16 protein-coding genes and 1 pseudogene are annotated in these 15,052 nt (G+C 61.8%); 11 read left to right on the top strand and 6 right to left on the bottom strand.

The window, feature by feature from the left end:
• Positions 1 to 241: 241 nt before the first annotated feature.
• Positions 242 to 937: a Crp/Fnr family transcriptional regulator gene (locus tag ASG43_RS05010; protein WP_244487989.1), complete on the bottom strand. Its 696-nt coding sequence runs from the start codon at positions 935 to 937 to the stop codon at positions 242 to 244.
• A 231-nt stretch (positions 938 to 1,168) separates the two neighbouring features.
• Here ASG43_RS05010 and ASG43_RS05005 point away from each other — a divergent pair, with 231 nt between their 5' ends.
• On the top strand, positions 1,169 to 1,480 hold the full coding sequence (locus ASG43_RS05005; RefSeq protein WP_056501224.1) for a hypothetical protein: 312 nt from the start codon (positions 1,169 to 1,171) through the stop codon (positions 1,478 to 1,480).
• A gap of 65 nt (positions 1,481 to 1,545) precedes the next feature.
• On the opposite strand, the gene ASG43_RS05000 is transcribed toward ASG43_RS05005, so the two are convergent.
• From ASG43_RS05000 to ASG43_RS23445, 3 genes and pseudogenes are all read right to left on the bottom strand, one after another.
• Positions 1,546 to 1,914 (bottom strand): response regulator, encoded by a 369-nt coding sequence (locus ASG43_RS05000; RefSeq protein WP_056501222.1) that lies wholly within the window; start codon positions 1,912 to 1,914, stop codon positions 1,546 to 1,548.
• Complete coding sequence (locus ASG43_RS04995) at positions 1,914 to 3,260, bottom strand: PAS domain-containing sensor histidine kinase (RefSeq protein WP_162244678.1); 1,347 nt, start codon at positions 3,258 to 3,260, stop codon at positions 1,914 to 1,916. The genes ASG43_RS05000 and ASG43_RS04995 overlap by 1 nt, the downstream gene beginning before the upstream one ends.
• Before the next feature lie 367 nt (positions 3,261 to 3,627).
• Positions 3,628 to 3,765: pseudogene (locus ASG43_RS23445) on the bottom strand (GFA family protein); the annotation flags it as partial.
• A 279-nt stretch (positions 3,766 to 4,044) separates the two neighbouring features.
• On the opposite strand from ASG43_RS23445, the gene ASG43_RS04990 reads away from it, so the two are divergent.
• The 8 genes from ASG43_RS04990 (at position 4,045) to ASG43_RS04960 (ending at position 11,173) form a co-directional block, all read left to right on the top strand.
• A complete protein-coding gene (locus ASG43_RS04990) occupies positions 4,045 to 4,203 on the top strand; it encodes a hypothetical protein (RefSeq protein ID WP_244487988.1) in 159 nt (52 codons plus the stop codon).
• Entirely contained in the window at positions 4,203 to 7,433 is a 3,231-nt protein-coding gene (locus ASG43_RS04985; protein ID WP_056501215.1) for a phage tail length tape measure family protein, read from the top strand. The genes ASG43_RS04990 and ASG43_RS04985 overlap by 1 nt, the downstream gene beginning before the upstream one ends.
• The gene (locus ASG43_RS04980) at positions 7,430 to 8,173 is read left to right on the top strand and encodes a hypothetical protein (protein WP_056501210.1); all 744 of its coding nucleotides are present in this window, start codon (positions 7,430 to 7,432) and stop codon (positions 8,171 to 8,173) included. The genes ASG43_RS04985 and ASG43_RS04980 overlap by 4 nt, the downstream gene beginning before the upstream one ends.
• Positions 8,170 to 8,667: a hypothetical protein gene (locus ASG43_RS04975; RefSeq protein ID WP_056501207.1), complete on the top strand. Its 498-nt coding sequence runs from the start codon at positions 8,170 to 8,172 to the stop codon at positions 8,665 to 8,667. The genes ASG43_RS04980 and ASG43_RS04975 overlap by 4 nt, the downstream gene beginning before the upstream one ends.
• Position 8,668: 1 nt before the next feature.
• A complete protein-coding gene (locus tag ASG43_RS04970) occupies positions 8,669 to 9,292 on the top strand; it encodes a hypothetical protein (protein ID WP_056501205.1) in 624 nt (207 codons plus the stop codon).
• A 363-nt stretch (positions 9,293 to 9,655) separates the two neighbouring features.
• Positions 9,656 to 9,847 (top strand): L-alanine exporter AlaE, encoded by a 192-nt coding sequence (alaE, locus tag ASG43_RS23440; protein ID WP_244487987.1) that lies wholly within the window; start codon positions 9,656 to 9,658, stop codon positions 9,845 to 9,847.
• Positions 9,799 to 10,104, top strand: coding sequence for an L-alanine exporter AlaE (gene alaE / locus ASG43_RS04965; protein WP_244487986.1), 306 nt, complete (start codon positions 9,799 to 9,801; stop codon positions 10,102 to 10,104). The genes alaE (ASG43_RS23440) and alaE (ASG43_RS04965) overlap by 49 nt, the downstream gene beginning before the upstream one ends.
• A gap of 154 nt (positions 10,105 to 10,258) precedes the next feature.
• A complete protein-coding gene (locus ASG43_RS04960; RefSeq protein WP_156386477.1) occupies positions 10,259 to 11,173 on the top strand; it encodes a hypothetical protein in 915 nt (304 codons plus the stop codon).
• Here the strand turns inward: ASG43_RS04960 and ASG43_RS04955 are convergent.
• Positions 11,170 to 11,994 (bottom strand): oxygenase MpaB family protein, encoded by an 825-nt coding sequence (locus ASG43_RS04955; protein WP_056501199.1) that lies wholly within the window; start codon positions 11,992 to 11,994, stop codon positions 11,170 to 11,172. The genes ASG43_RS04960 and ASG43_RS04955 overlap by 4 nt on opposite strands.
• 152 nt (positions 11,995 to 12,146) lie before the next feature.
• On the opposite strand from ASG43_RS04955, the gene ASG43_RS04950 reads away from it, so the two are divergent.
• Entirely contained in the window at positions 12,147 to 12,356 is a 210-nt protein-coding gene (locus ASG43_RS04950) for a hypothetical protein (RefSeq protein WP_056501196.1), read from the top strand.
• A 138-nt stretch (positions 12,357 to 12,494) separates the two neighbouring features.
• On the opposite strand, the gene ASG43_RS04945 is transcribed toward ASG43_RS04950, so the two are convergent.
• On the bottom strand, positions 12,495 to 12,965 hold the full coding sequence (locus tag ASG43_RS04945; RefSeq protein WP_056501191.1) for a MucR family transcriptional regulator: 471 nt from the start codon (positions 12,963 to 12,965) through the stop codon (positions 12,495 to 12,497).
• A 280-nt stretch (positions 12,966 to 13,245) separates the two neighbouring features.
• Between ASG43_RS04945 and ASG43_RS04940 the strand changes: the two genes are divergently transcribed.
• Positions 13,246 to 14,928 (top strand): MHYT domain-containing protein, encoded by a 1,683-nt coding sequence (locus ASG43_RS04940; protein WP_056501188.1) that lies wholly within the window; start codon positions 13,246 to 13,248, stop codon positions 14,926 to 14,928.
• Positions 14,929 to 15,052 lie beyond the last annotated feature (124 nt).

Below are 15,052 nucleotides of genomic sequence, written 5' to 3'. Positions count from 1 at the left end.
GCCTCAAAGCCGCCGAAAGCGAAACCCACAACGCTCACGAAGTCAACGAAACGTCGGCCCCATAAACAGGAGCGTGCACTTCGGTTCAAGACAGGCTGAACCTTTCGCGACCCGTACCTGAAACGCAAAAAGCTACCTGGTTCTCACCCAACGGCTCCGCGTCTCCGTCGAGATATGCGGCCCTCGTCATCAACTTGTCTCGTATGCATGGGATGGCTCTCCGATGAACGAGCAGGCAGGCTCAGGCCGCTTTAATCAGGTCCTCGTACTCGCGTTCGGGCTTGCCATAGCTACCCGCCGCCTTCTTCAACAACCCCGCCCTGTCCAGCACCGTGGTGGCTCCACGTTCGGCCTTGATCAGGTGCTCCCCTTCAAGGACGTGAATGGCATCCGTTACTCTAGAGCGCCGCACGGCGAGCATTAGCGATAGGAACTCGTGGGTCAGGGGCATGCGGTCGCCGACCCGATCCTGCGTCATGAGGAGCCATCGCGCCAAACGTTGTTCGATCGTGAAGCGCGCGTCCGACACAGCGGACGATGCGATTTGGATCATGAAGACATGCACGTAGCGAAGCAGCAGTTTGCGTAAGGTCGAGCTGTCGTCCATGGCCTTTTGGAGATCTGGCGTGCGGATACGAAGAGCCTCCCCAGCCACCTGCATGAAGCTGTAGTGAGGCGACCTCTCGACGCCGAGAAGCACGGGATGCCCGGAAAGCCCCTCCTTGCCCACGCACCCGACTTCCACACGGTTCATCTCGTTCGCTACAGCAATTTCGGACGAGAGCCCGCTCAGGAAGAAGTAGACGTGTTCGATCGGCTCATAGGTGTCGAAGAGGTGCTGTCCGACCTTGAGCTGCACTAGCTCGAAGAATGGCGTGAGGATGGCGCGGTCTTCCCCCGACATGACGGCTAGGAGACCATTCTGTTGATAAGGCACGGCTATCCTCGAACGGTCCAAGCCGCGAAGGATCCTTAGCAGGCAATGAACCGCTGGTCATGACAGAACGACGCATGTCCAATAGTCGTTCGCGCCGAACGCTACCCTGACCTTGCTCTGCTAACCATGCATGTCCAACCAATGCGAGAGCGAAGCGTACGTTTCCGACATTGCGCTTCCCGGTCTGACTTCGCACCTTCTCAGTAGGGACGCAGCAGATATGGATTTCAGGTGCGCTACTTCTTCCACGTTCGTCTGCATGATCGTTTGACCAAGGACCCTGAAGGCATCGAGTTCGACGGGATCGACACTGTGCGCGAAGAAGCCATGGCCGGGGCTCGGGACATGATGGCAGAACGGCTCAAGGCTGGCAGGCCACTCGATATGGACACCACGTTCGAGGTTCACGACGACACCGGCGCCATCGTCCTCTCACTCTCGTTCGTCGACGTCCTCCTGTCGTCCTTGGCACCGGGATCGGCGGAACTGCTCCGCGCTCCAGCCAGGGATCAGGCAGCAATGGCATCTTCGCCGAGCCCGTAAGCAGACGAACAGGGCACAATGCCGATGGCAGAGTGGCCCTCCATTCTGTCGTCGGCATTCCATGATCAATTGGCGGTATGGACGCCAGCATCCTTCATGGCCCTCTGCAAGCAGTGGGCCTCAAAAGGTTTTGCTAAGACGATGGCATCTGGGAACACGTCGCTCACACCCATCTTGCCGTAGCCAGTGGCAAAGCAGAACGGGATGCCTCGGGCGAGAAGCACCTCTGCTACAGGAAACGACTTCTCAGATCCGAGATTGACGTCGAGAACAGCACCATCGATCGCCTCACGGTCTGCGAGCAGAAGCGCCGCCTCAAGGCGCATAGCTGGGCCAACGACGTCGAAGCCGAGGTCGATCAGCATGTCCTCGATCATCATGGCGACCATCATCTCGTCTTCGACAACGAGAACACGCTTTCTGGTCGGTGCCATCAGACGCCTTTGTTAAGCGGCGCATCGATGGTGCAGACGACGCCAGTTGGGTCATAAACAATACGCACCTCGCCGCCGAGTTCTGGAGCCAACCCCCGTTCGATCAAGCGTGATCCGAAGCCTCTTCGGGTCGGCGCCGTGACGACCGGCCCTCCTACCTCTCGCCAGACGACGGTCAACATCAGCCCCTGCTGTGAAGGAATAACCCGCCACGTGATCTCGACATGACCACTCTCCACCGACAAGGAGCCGTACTTCACCGCATTGGTGCCCAGCTCATGCAGTGCCATGGACATAGCGAGTGCGGATTTCGGACTTAGGACAACGTCGGGACCGTCAAGCTTGAAGCGGTCGCCAGAACCATCCCCGTGTGGTCCGACCGTTCGATCGACAATCTCCCGAATGGAAGCGCCTGACCAGTTCGTCTCGGTCAGGACATCATGCGCTTGTGCCAGAGAAACAAGGCGACCCGAGAAGTCCTTCTTCGACTGCTCGAATGTTTCTGCTGTCTTGAACGTCTGGGCCGCAATGGCTTGCACCGTCGCCAGCGAATTCTTCACGCGGTGGTTCAGCTCGTTCACGAGCAGGCGAAGATGCCCTGTGCTCTCCTGCAGTGCCACACCACGCTGATACGCCTCCGTCGTTTCATAACCACCAACGAAGACACCGATGACGGCACTCTCCTCGTCGCGGATCGGCTCCAGAACGAAGTCTATGACCTGCGTCTCTGTGCGCCCGTGAAGCCGCAACTCCATACCGCGAATGACCATGCCTTGGCCGGTCCTGTAGACGGTCTCAAAGGCTTCGAAATAGCCTTGACCTTCAATGTCGGCGAACACGTCCCGGAAGCGCCGCCCGATGAAGTCGGTTCGTTCGGAAATCTGCACATAGGCGTCGTTGACGTATTCGTAGATGAGATCTGGACCAGACAGCATGCCCACGAAACCCGGCATTTGCTGGAGCATTCTGCGCTGCCGGTGTCTCTCTGCCTCAAGCCTGCGATCAGCGAGCACGCGATCAGTCGTTTCGGTGCACGTGCAGAACACACCGACCACCTGGCCCTGGTCATCGAACGCCGGTGAATAGGAGAACGTGAAAAAAGTTGCCTCGGCATAGCCATGACGATGCATGAGGAGCGGCAGGTCCTCAGCCCAAGTCGCCTCACCAGAAAGAGCCTTGTCGATAAGGGGAGCGATATCGTCCCAGATCTCGCTCCAGATCTCTTTGAACGGCCGCCCAAGCGCCTGCGGATGCTTCGCACCCAGGATCGGGGCATAGGCGTCGTTGTAGAGGAAGCCGAGGTTTGGGCCCGAGGCCAGGAACATCGGAAACTTCGAACCCAGCATGAGCCCGACAACCGACCCAAGCGAACGAGGCCATGTCTTCGGAGGGCCAAGGGGCGATGTCGACCAATCGTGCTGACGCATCAGAGCGCCCATCTCACCGCCACCGGACAAGAAGCTTGGAGCGTCGGCCTCAAGTGACTGGTCGTCCACGCTATGCTGCCCTGAGATTTGTCATGGCTCACTTTTCACGAGGCCTCAGGATTGGCAATGGCCAGAACGCCCATGCACCTGCATCACCTCCAACTTTGCGACGCGGACGATTGTCTCGCCCTTTCGGTGAAAGGCTGTACTCCGCCAGCACCGCCGTCTGCATCGCCGTCTGCATCGCCGTCACCATTATCGTCCGGCAGACTGCCTGCACCAGCCGGACGCCCGCCAGCGGCTTGAAGGCTGAACCGGTCGCTCGCCGGCGGTCCGAGCAATGGCAGTTCACAGCATAAGCGAACTCGTCTGCGACTTCGTAGGTGACGGCTCGGCATCGGCACTGCCCTAAGAGCGACCGCATCCCCTGCCCTTCCCCCACCTATCGGTCGTTACCAATACCGATTCTAAAGCCTGGCGGTACCGCCGCAATCTCGGCAGCCATCTTCTTTGCTTTCAACGATGCAAGGCGGCCGTTGTCACGAACCGAGCTGCCAGCCCAACGTCCGATCATGTCCGGACGTGTCCACTAAACCTCAGCTCCCCTCCGTGGTCGAATGATGATTGATCAATATAAGGAGGACTGCGGATGTCCGGCCGATCCGATGCTGCTTCTGCACCGCTCTTCCTGAAGGGAGCTCGGGTGACGAACGCCTTTCGCACCTCGCTCTTCGATGCCGCCAATCGAGCTGGCATTACGCCGAACGAATTCTGCATCAAGGCTGCGGCTGAGAAGCTCGCACGCTCCGGCGCATCGTTCCCCGGTGTCTTCCGGAAGGGCGACATCGAGGAAGCTGCCTGATGACCGCGACCTTCCAACGGAAACTCACCGTCACCGCTGACACGTCCGGGCTCGCCAAGGGTGCCAAGGACGTCCAGGCGTTTGGTCGAACGACCGGCCAGCTGTCCGCCGAGGCGCAGAAGATGGCGGCGGCCTTCGCCAAGCAATCGCAGGCGGCAGCGCGCGAGATGGCGTCTATGTCGAAGGCGATCGAGGCGGAGCTGAAGCCTCTCGCCGCCGAAATGCGGAAGATGCAGACCGAGGCGCTGAAGACGAGCGAGGCGCTGCAAAAACGGACCCTCAGCGACGCCCGCGCGGCAGAGGCGCTGCGAAAGACCTACGATACCGGCTATGCCAACGCCTCGAAGTACCTTCAGGTCGAGGCGCAGGTGCAGACGCAGATCGCCAAGCGGAACCTCACGGTCGAGCAGGGCAATGCCATCATGGCCGGTGCCACAGCCCGGTTCAAGCAGTTCGGGGATGACGCGAAGACCGCGAACGATAACGTCAAGCTGACGACGAACCAGGTGCAGGGCCTCGGCTATCAGTTGAACGACGTCGGCACGATGCTGGCGATGGGCGCTTCACCTTTCCAGGTGATGGCGAGCCAAGCTGGTCAGGTCGTGCAGGTGCTCGGCGACGGCCCCGGCGGGATGCGCGGCAGTCTCGCCGCTATCGGCACGGCCATCGCCGGCGCGGCGCGAGCGGTTGGCCCCTGGGGTCTCGCCCTCGGCGCTGCGACAGCCGCAGCTGGCGTGTTCTGGGCCACGTCAAGCGATGAGAAGGTGAGCAAGGCCAGCGAGTCCGCAGACCGCTACAAGAAGGTCATCGACGGTCTGCGAAACAGTTTCGGAGCGGCGGCCGATGCGGCCGACTCCGTGTTCTCGCGAGCAGCCATCCCAACGCAGAACACATCGACCGCCGAGATCGCAACGGGCCTTCGCGAGGCAAAGAAGGAAGCGAAAGCCGCCATCGAGGCACTGTCGGGCGGCTCTGCCGTGTCGCTAAAAACCGGCATCATCGGCGGCATGGGCGCGCTGCTCGACATGATGAACTCGGAAATGCGCGACGCGCAATCCGAGATCCGAGGCCTCTACGCGCAGTTCTCGCGCGGTGAGATCACGGCCAAGACTTTCGCCGACCAGATGGCCCGGATCGAGATCAAGCCGGGGGCGAGCGAGGGCGTCAGGACCCTCGCCGGTGAGATGCGCCTGCTCGGCAAAGACGTGGCGGATGCTGCGACGAACACCGAAGCACTTCAGTCCGCCATGGACGCGATCGTCAGTTCACGTTCGCGCCTCCCGGTTCCGAGCGAGCAGGATCGGCCGCTTCGCGCCGTGAACGAACGCCGCTTCGGTGATCGTCTCGACCCGGACGGCATGGGTGACATTCGCAACCAGCTGCTTAAGCAGCAGAAGGAGCTACAGGGCGCAACGAAGGAAGCCGACACCTACGGGGAGGCGCTGAAGGCGCTCCGCGGATCGCTCTCAGGCTCGGTCGAGGATCTTCAGCTCCAGATCGTCACGCTCGGCCAGAGCGAGGGCGCCATCGCAGCGGCCAGGATGAAGACCGACGGGCTGCGCGAGGCGCAGGAAGCGGCGACAGAAGCGGGCCGCTCCTCCATCGACCCGGACGTCCTCACTTTTATCGAGAAGCAAGCGGTGGAGTATGGCCGCCTGACGGATCAGTTGAACACCGCGACCGAAGCGCAGAGAGCGCAGGCCAAGGCGGCGGAGGATGTGAAGCGTCAGCAGGAGCGGGTCCGAGAGTTCGCCGCCGATCTGGAGTTCGAGCGCAGCATTGCCACGCTGCCGGACGTTGAACAGAGTATCCGAGAGACGCTTCGTGGCCTCGGCGTCGAGTACGACAGCTTCGAAGGCGGGCGCCTTGCCGCCGGGATGCGCTACAACGATGCGCTGCGTGAGACCCGCGACGAGATGGAGAACACTCGCGACGCCGCGGCGGACTTTGTCTCGACCCTTGTGGATGGCCTCACCTCTGGCAAGGGCGCGCTCGACACGCTGATCAGTGCCTTCGCCGGGCTCGGCAAGCAGATGGCCTCCGCCGGGCTCGACAAGCTGATGGACGGCCTCTTCGGCAACGGCGGCGGGAGCAGCGGCCAGTCCAGCGGCATCGGCGGCCTTGCCAACGCCTTCAGCGGACTGACGCAGGCGATCACGAAGCCGCCAACGGCCTCGGAGGTCTTTGGCGGCGGCTCGAGCTTCTCAGCGCCGACGACGCCGGTGCAACGCGGCGGCGCGCTCCAGGCGCTCACCGAGGCCGCGCCGGCAGCGGCCGCGGCGGCTTCCGGCGAGATGCTGAAATATGCGGGGCGCTTCAACTCCGGCGTCGACGGTCGTCTGATGACGATCCTGAAAGAGGCGTCCACCCGGTTCGATATGCCGGTGACGGCGGTCTCTGGTCTCCGCCCCAGCGACAAGCGCTTCCACGGCCAGGGTATCGCCGCCGACGTCAGCATCGCCGGCCTCGGCAACTACCAGGACGCGGGCACCTTCCGAACCTACGAGAAGTTCGCTCAACTCTCGAAGCAGGTGCAGAGCGAGCTCTTCCCCGAACTAGAGGGGATGCTCCGCTGGGGCGGCTACTTCTCCGGCGGCAAGGGCAAGTACGGTGCCGTCGACAACATGCACTTCGATCTCGCCGGCAAGAAGGTCGGTATGGGCGGAGGCACCTGGGAGGGTGGCCTGACGCTGGCGCAGCGGAAGATGTGGCCGGGCGCGCAGTCGGTTGGAATGGGCGCGAACGACAACGCGCTCCGCCAAGCCGTAAAGCTCGGAACGACCGATTATGCCCGTAGCGTCTCCTCCGGCGGCGCGCCGAGCCTTCTCGGCGGCTTCTCGCCAGCAGTGCAGAAAGCCTTCGCCGGCGGCTTCGACGGCTTCTCGACGAACACCGCGTCGTGGCATCCCGGCGCTCCGGCCATCCCTGGCATGGGCGGGGCCGCGGGTGGGGGCGGCCTTGGCGGCTTCATGAACTCGCCGCTCGCGCAGGGCGGTCTCACAGCGCTCAGCGCAGGCGCCGCGGGCTACCAGTCGGGCTCACCCCTTGGCGGCGCGTTCAGCGGTCTCATGGGCGGGCTTGCGACGGGCAATCCCATCATGGCTGGCATCGGCGCCATTGCAGGACTCGCCGGCGGCCTGAAGAGCAAGAGCAAACACACACGGGAAAAGCAGGCCGAACTGGATGCGTCCACTTCCGATGCCTGGGAAAGCACGGAGATCGCAGCATGACCGCCATCAACGTTTTCAGAATGCCGGATCGCGTCGTCATGCTGACAGACGCGGCCTTCTACGATCGCGAGTTCGTCGTTCACAGCTTCGCGGACAAGGCCGTCCCGATCGAGGGAATGGACGCCGTCGTCGCGGTGCGAGGCTTGGCTCAGCTCGCCTTCGACTTCGCGGCTCGCGCCGCGCAGCGCTACATCGGTTTCGACGACCTAGCCGAGCGCGCTGAGGCTGACCTCATGGAGTGGGAAGAGGCCAACGCCGCAGACATCGAGGCCGATGGCTTCCACCAGTTCGAGATTGTCATCGCCGGCTGGTCGCAAAAGGAGCGCTCTGGAAAGATCCTCCGGTTCCAGACCCGCACCAGCGAAGGCGATCCCGCATCCTTCGATGCGCTGGCGATGTACAATCTGCCGTTCCTCGATGAGGAGGCAGACGCCGAACTCGCTCGGGTCCGCAGCCGACCAGCCAAGGACTTCAACCAGACGACCTTCGATGCGTTCTCTCACGGCGTCCAGATCATGGAATGTCAGCGTCGGATGCTCTGTGAAACGCCGTGGGGCGCGGAAGGACACCTCGTCGGCGGTCACGTTCTGCTGACAGAGATCCGGCCTGGCAAGGTGACGCAGAGCGTCATTCATCGCTGGGATGATCTGATCGGCGAGAAGATCCAGCCAGCTCCGCTCAAGGCCGCCGCGCCGATGTCCCGCGCCGAACGCCGAAGGATTGAAAGGATGGCCGCATGAGCAGCGCCCCGCAAATCCTTCGACAGAATGCCGAGCAGTTCGCGCAAGAACTCTTCCAAAGCGCATGCGACGAACTGGTCATCCTCGCCTACGGCGGCCAGATGCACCCAAGCGACGTGTTCTCGCACTTTGGGCTCTTCCGTGAGCGCGGAGCACAGATCACGGAGCAGGCGCAGAAGCTGCCGAGCGCGGGCCTCGACGACCGCCTCGTCTGGCGGACCTTCGCCCGCGCGCACTACAGCGACAAGGTGCGCGAGCTGTTCCAGAAGATGCTGACGGACTGGAAGGGCCGAGCGCCGCCGGAGACGAGCAGCCTTTTCGACGACACGATCGCGAAGAACATCCCGGTCGCGTCGCTCGCGCTCGTCTTCCCCGAGATGCTGACGCTTCGCGCCAGCCAGATCGACGCGCTGCGCCGCATCTTCATGATCCTCGCCGGCATCGCCGGCCTGGTGCAGGAAGAGAAGCCCGCCACCCTCCCCGGCTTGGCCTGACATGGCCGACGCCTTCGATCGCGAGCTCGCGCTCATCGTCGACGACATGACCTCGCCGAAGAAGCGATCTGCCATGCTGGCGAGCTTCGCGCGGGAGCAGATCGCGAAGGTGAAAATCGAGAACGAGCTCGCGATCGGCCGCACGATCCGCAAGCCGCGCGTCACCGTCGACGGTCGGCCAGGGGCCGCCCTCGGGACGGTCAGGCCCGATGGCACGATCGTTGCACTCTTCAACGCCGAGACGAACTCGGTGCGCTGGATACTGCGCGAGCTGATGGACATCTCACCGCAGCTGACGGGCGCCTACCAACGCAGCCACACGCTCTTTGCCGATGGTATTGAATTCGACCTGGATGGTGGTACCGAGCTGCCGGACGCAAAGGAATACGTCATCGCTTCCGATCTTCCCTATGCGAGAAAGCTTGATCCAGACGACGATCTACCAGCTCGATCGAAGCAGGCGCCGAAGGGCGTTTATGCGGCCATTGCCGCAGTTGCCGCAAAACGATTCGACGGCGAGGCTGCGATCCACTTCACGTTCCGGGACATCCCGTTGAGAAACGGCGAAACGAAGCGCCAGCCCGCGATTGTCATACGACCAACCGGAGGGTCAGGTGAGATATAGGCAACGTCGACGTCGTGCTGACTGTGATAGTGGCGCTCACGGTTACGGCAAGGTAAACTCAACGAACGACGACATACGGTAGCTCGATAATTGCCGGGTTTTGCCGACGAGCGCAGCGTCGGCGCATGATGACCCCCGCCCAATGTCTCGCCGCCCGCCGCTTCCTCAAGTGGTCGCAGCTGCAGCTCGCCGAAGCGTCCGGGTCGGATGTGTCTGCGGTTCGGAACTTTGAGGACGGGAAGTGGCCCCTACAGAAGGATACGTTGAGGTGCTGAGGGGTACCCTCGAAACGGCTGGCGTCCAGTTCGTCTTGGAGATCGGCAGCGGATCTGGCGTGCGGCTAAGCTGGTCGACGGAGGCCAATTGATCAAGATCTCCCGCGCCTTCCTCGCCGACACGACGGCGCTCATCCTGTTTTTCACGATGACCGGCATTCTCAACGAACGCTTCGTCGCCGGAATGACCTGGGAGCAGGTGCTTCACGCCCGTCTATTGGGGCGGCTCTCATGGTTCCGGTCGGCCGTCCCTACGGGCTGTGGCGCGACTGGCTCATGACGCATGCGAAGCCGAGCCGGCTGTCTCAGATCATGTGGGACAGCATTGCTCTGGTGAGCTTCCAAGTCCCGATCTACGCTGCCATCATCGCTGTCAGCGGTGCCTCAGGGCGAGCCTTATTCCTCGGCGTTCTAGGCGCCGCCGTTCTAATGATGGTCCTGGGCCGGCCGTATGGCGCCTTCCTGAACTTGGTGCGTAAGCTGTTCGGACTTCCGCCAGGCGGCGATCGCCCTATGAGCCTGTCTGTCCTTCATTGATGCCGGCGCGCGGCTGCGCAAGCCCAACAGCACTCATGACTAGGGCACTCTGCCGGAGGATCTGGGCACGACAATGGGCAACTGGTCTAGCCTTTCATCTTTGCCGGCTATCCCTCGCTTGTTCCGCGGCGCAGATCTGCGTCATAAGCCTCTGATGATCCCCATCTTGGCAGGTTTTGAATGTGGACGGCTCTGCTGGAATGGGCATGATCTCCTTCTGTCGACCGATCACGTCCCGGGCGGCCGCATGACTGCGCATTACCGCGTGGCGCAGGAACACGAGCTTGCCCGCTCGCGCGACGGCTTGCCCTGGCGCCACGATGTCGGGAAACGCCTGCGCACGGCCGAGGCGGCTGGGGCCGACGTCATTTGGGACCTGAACCACTTCGATCCGCCAGATGATCCAGCGTTCCACGCCCGCAACGCCGCGTCACTCGCGAGGCAGGATCGGCCGTTTTGGATCTGCCCTGTCAACGAGCCTTCGATCTATCCGATGCTCGCTGGCATGGGGCGCGACGACGCCGTGCGTCTGGCACTCACCATGACGCGCGCGGCGAAAGACCATCATCCCGACGTGCGCGTGCTGACGACGGATCCGTTGAACGGAATCGGAGAACGGCAGTTCGAAGCGACGGACGCTCTCGTCGCAACGGGCCTCGTCGATGTCGTCGGAGTGAACTACTACCCCCACACCGCCCGCACCTCTCTCTCGAAAGTCCTCCTGAAGACGGCCCGCCGCTACCGCCTGCCGATCCTTGTAGCCGAAACGAGCTGGCACGACGGACATCGTGAGCAACAGCGCCGCTTTCACGGCATGAACAAAGGCGCCTGGCTCCGCCACGTTCTGTCGGAGGTGGAACTGGCGCGGACGAAGGGCGCCGAGGTCGTTGGGGTGTGCTGGTATCCGATCATCGACAGCCCGCCCTGGAACCGCCCTGGCGCCCGCCATCGCTGGTCTCATGGACTGATCCGCGGGGATTTCAGCATCGACCCGGATCTCGCCGCGGCCCTTGCACAGCGGACAGAGCCGAAGGGGCAGCTCGGTTTTAATTTCAGGTTTGCAGTTTAAGCGGAAACGCGACGTTTTGCGCGTTCGGCCGAACCGTCGGTTAAAGACCAACGAATAGCAGCACCGATCCCTAGAGCACCCACACGCGCGAGACTGCGCCGCGGTGCCGAGATGTCGAGTTCATGCATGCGCTTTGCCCAATCCGGCAGAAGGTCTATGGCGGCATGCATCGTGGCCTCGCGAAACGGAACCAGAAGCGCATTCGGGGCCGGCTCCGACAGAAGCGTCCGAACGACCTCACGCGTGCGATCGTCGGCTTTCAACTTCGGCCGCATTGCCTGGAGGTATGCTGCCACTTCGCGCTTTGAGATCGGCACGTCCGTCGCGCCGAGCTTCACGGCGACCATAGCCATTTCAGCGAAGTACCGGTCTTGGTCACTCGCGGAGAGGTATGGGTTCCTATACCGAAGGTGCGCATCCAGGAAGCAGCTGACCTCCGCGACATGGACCCAGCACAGAAGCTCGGGATCGTTCGCGGAATACGGCGTTCCGTCCGGCAGTTCGCCTTGGACCTGATCGTGGATCCGGCGCACTCGCGTGATCAACCCCTCCGCCTGCTCCGTGGAAGCAAATGTTGTGCCGGAGATGAACTGAGCCGTTCGACGCAGGCGTCCTCCCATGTCGGCCCGGAAATTTGAATGGTCCCAAACGCCGGCAAGTGCACCGGGGTGCAGCATCTGCATCAGAAGCGAAGCGATCCCGCCGATCATCATGCTGTTGAAGTCGCCATGCACACGCCATGTGGCTGAGCGGGGGCCGAAGAGGCCCGGATCGCCTTTCGGCGTGTCCAGGTCCACGGTTCCCGAACCGAAGCCTGTCATGGCGTGAACTTGTCGTTGAATGGTCTGGCGAACGCTGATCACGCAGACGATATGGGGCGCCGTGGTTCAAGCGACGATGCGACTGTGTCGTCGCAGCCAAGAACCGCATTGCACTCACTGGCGTCCCCATTCTGAACGAGATCAGGGACAGCATGTCGAACACCTTTGGACGCCCCGGGCAGGATCTGCCGGATCCGGTTCTGCCGGGACAGGGCGATAACGACGTCATCGGCAGGCCGGACGGCGGCGCCGGGATCGGAAACGATCTGCCGACGAAGCCTGTGGGCACGAACCCGATGAACGAGCCGGATCCGACGGGCCCCGGCCCCAGCGTGCCGGGCGTCATCGATCGGATGAACTGAGAAGCGGAAAGTCGGAGCGCCGCGCCACCGGCCAGGTATGGCTACGGCGCCCCGACATGCCGGCTGGATGTTCGGCGGGCGCATAGTGGCGGCTTCACCTGTTGCGGAGCCTGTTGCGTACGGCCGAGAAGATCTGGCTTACTCGGCGGCTTCCTTGGCCTTCCGTGTCGCTCGTCCCTTCGCCGCCGGTGCGCTTTCACCCGTCTTGCGGCCAAGGCCCATCGACTTTGCCAGTGCCGAACGCTGAGCTGCATAGTTCGGCGCAACCATCGGGTAGTCGGAAGGAAGCTTCCACTGGGCTCGGTAGTCGTCCGGCGTCAGGCCGTAGTGCGTCATGATGTGACGCTTGAGGGATTTGAACTTCTTTCCGTCGTTCAGGCAGATGATGTAGTCGTCCGTGACCGACTTTTTGATCGACACGGCGGGGGTTTGCGGCTCCGCCTCCGCCACGACGTCAGCCTTCGAAGACGTTCCAACGAGCGCCACGTACACGGACGAAATCAACGCCGGAAGATCAGCCTCCGCTACGCGATTGTTGCTGACATAGGCAGCGACGATCTCGGTCATCTCATCGATCGGGCAGAAGGGGGCGTTGTCGTCGAAATTCATATCATGTTCCTAGAAGTCAAAAAGGTGAGAACACTGCGCTATCAAGTGGACCTATCGTCAGATCATAAGAAAATCAATACGTGCGCGCGAACTATTCATCTCAACGCACACGGACGACATGATCTTTTGAATGTTGGAAAACGTAGTCTGTCGCGCAAAAGTGGTATTCCTCTCATCGCTTCCACTGAGCTCCGCATCAGCAGCCTTACGGTGGCTTTTGCCCATATCCGCTTGGTCGACCTTCATCTATGGAGAAGATCAGCCACAGCGGACGAGCCGAATGCACCACAGTCTTCACAGCCCCATCTTCGTCGTTCTGTCTGTCATCGTCGCGGTCTTCGGATCGTGGACAGCGCTCGACCTTTTCCGCCGTGTAGCCGACAACATCGGGCGCGCACGTATTATCTGGCTCGGTGTCGCGGCCATCGTCATGGGCGTAAGCATCTGGTCGATGCACTTCGTTGCCATGCTTGGCTTCGATCCTGGTTCCGCTGTCAGCTATGATCCGCTGCTGACGTTTGTCTCGCTGGTCCTCGCGATTGGCTCCACGGCGGGTGCATTCTTTTTTGTCGCTTCCGACACGGTCCGGCCGAAGCAGATCGTTCTAGCAGGCATAGCGATGGGCGCCGGTATTTGCTCGATGCACTACGTCGGTATGGCCGCCGTCCAAACTACCGTTTCACTGGGTTACAAACCTGGTCTCGTCGTGCTCTCGCTCGTGATCGCCGTGGTCGCCTCAACCGCCGCGCTCTTTGCTGCTCGGCGTGAGCACTCCACGCGCATGCAGGCGATCGCCGCGTTTATACTCGGTCTCGCCATCGTCGGAATGCACTACACGGCCATGGCCGCGTTGCAGCTTGTGCATGTTCAGGATCATCAGGTCGCGCTGAACGGCGCTCCACCGATGGCACTTGCCATAGGCGTAGCGGCGCTCACCGTGCTCGTCCTGTTTCTCGCTCTGATGGCGAGCCTTTACGATCAACGTGCGAGTATATTGGCGGCCTTGGAGGCGGGCGGCGTCGGCTATTGGGAACTCGACCTCCCGTCCGACACGGTCCACCTTTCTCCCAAGGGCAGAGCTGTCTTCGGCCTTTCACCTGATGATGGCATTTCATTCAAAGACCTTTTGATGCGCGTTGGAGCGGACGCTCGGGAGGAACGGCAACGCCGTCTTGCGCACTCAGTCGCTACAGGAGCGGATTACGATATCGAGTACTCCCTCACTCAAGACAAGCGTTGGGTGAACTCAAGAGGCCGAGTGGTTGGTTCGCGGAATGGTCGATCAAGCAAGATGGTCGGCGTGGTGCTCGACGTCACAGATCGGCGTAACGCATTCCTCGAACTTAAGGCTAGTGAAGCGCGCCAGCGGCTTCTTACGGACGAGCTGAACCATCGAGTGAAGAATACGCTCGCGACTGTTCAGTCGATCGCACGCCAAACAGCAAGGGAGTCCCCTTCTACCGATCTGTTTCTCGCCAGCTTCGAAGCAAGGTTGCAGGCCCTTTCAGCCACACACAATGCACTGACGCGAGGCGGCTGGGACAAAGCGAGCCTTCGGGAAATTCTTCAAAATGAGCTGAAACCCTATGCCGCAGGTCAGGTGGATATACGTGGAGAGGACGTCGCTTTGGGTGCACGCTCGGCTCTATCTCTTGGCATGGTGTTTCACGAGCTCGCGACCAATGCCGCAAAGCACGGTGGGCTTTCAGTGCCAGGTGGACGGCTCGCGGTCGAATGGCACCTCGAAGAACAGGATGGTGAGAGTGTCCTTCGCTTCAATTGGACTGAGCTTGGGAAGCCGATCTTTGGAGCTCCCACTCGAAAGGGTTTCGGCTCACGCCTCATTCGGGTGAGCATCGAACTCGAGCTGGGAGGGAAAGCTGCAATCGACTATGCGGAGGAAGGGCTGCGTTGCACCTTGACCTTGCCGGCAAGCACCACATTGGTAAGCCAAGCGGCTTAAAGCACGGGTCGTGTCCCGGGACGTGGTGTAGAAACACCGATCTCGGCAGGGCCGAGTTATTTCGTCAGGCGGCCAGGACGGGCAGTCTGACGAGAGGATTATGGCAGTCTGACGAGAGGATTAT

Source organism: Aureimonas sp. Leaf454, from assembly GCF_001424685.1.
Lineage (GTDB): Bacteria > Pseudomonadota > Alphaproteobacteria > Rhizobiales > Rhizobiaceae > Plantimonas.
This window is presented reverse-complemented; position numbering and strand designations above follow the sequence as displayed.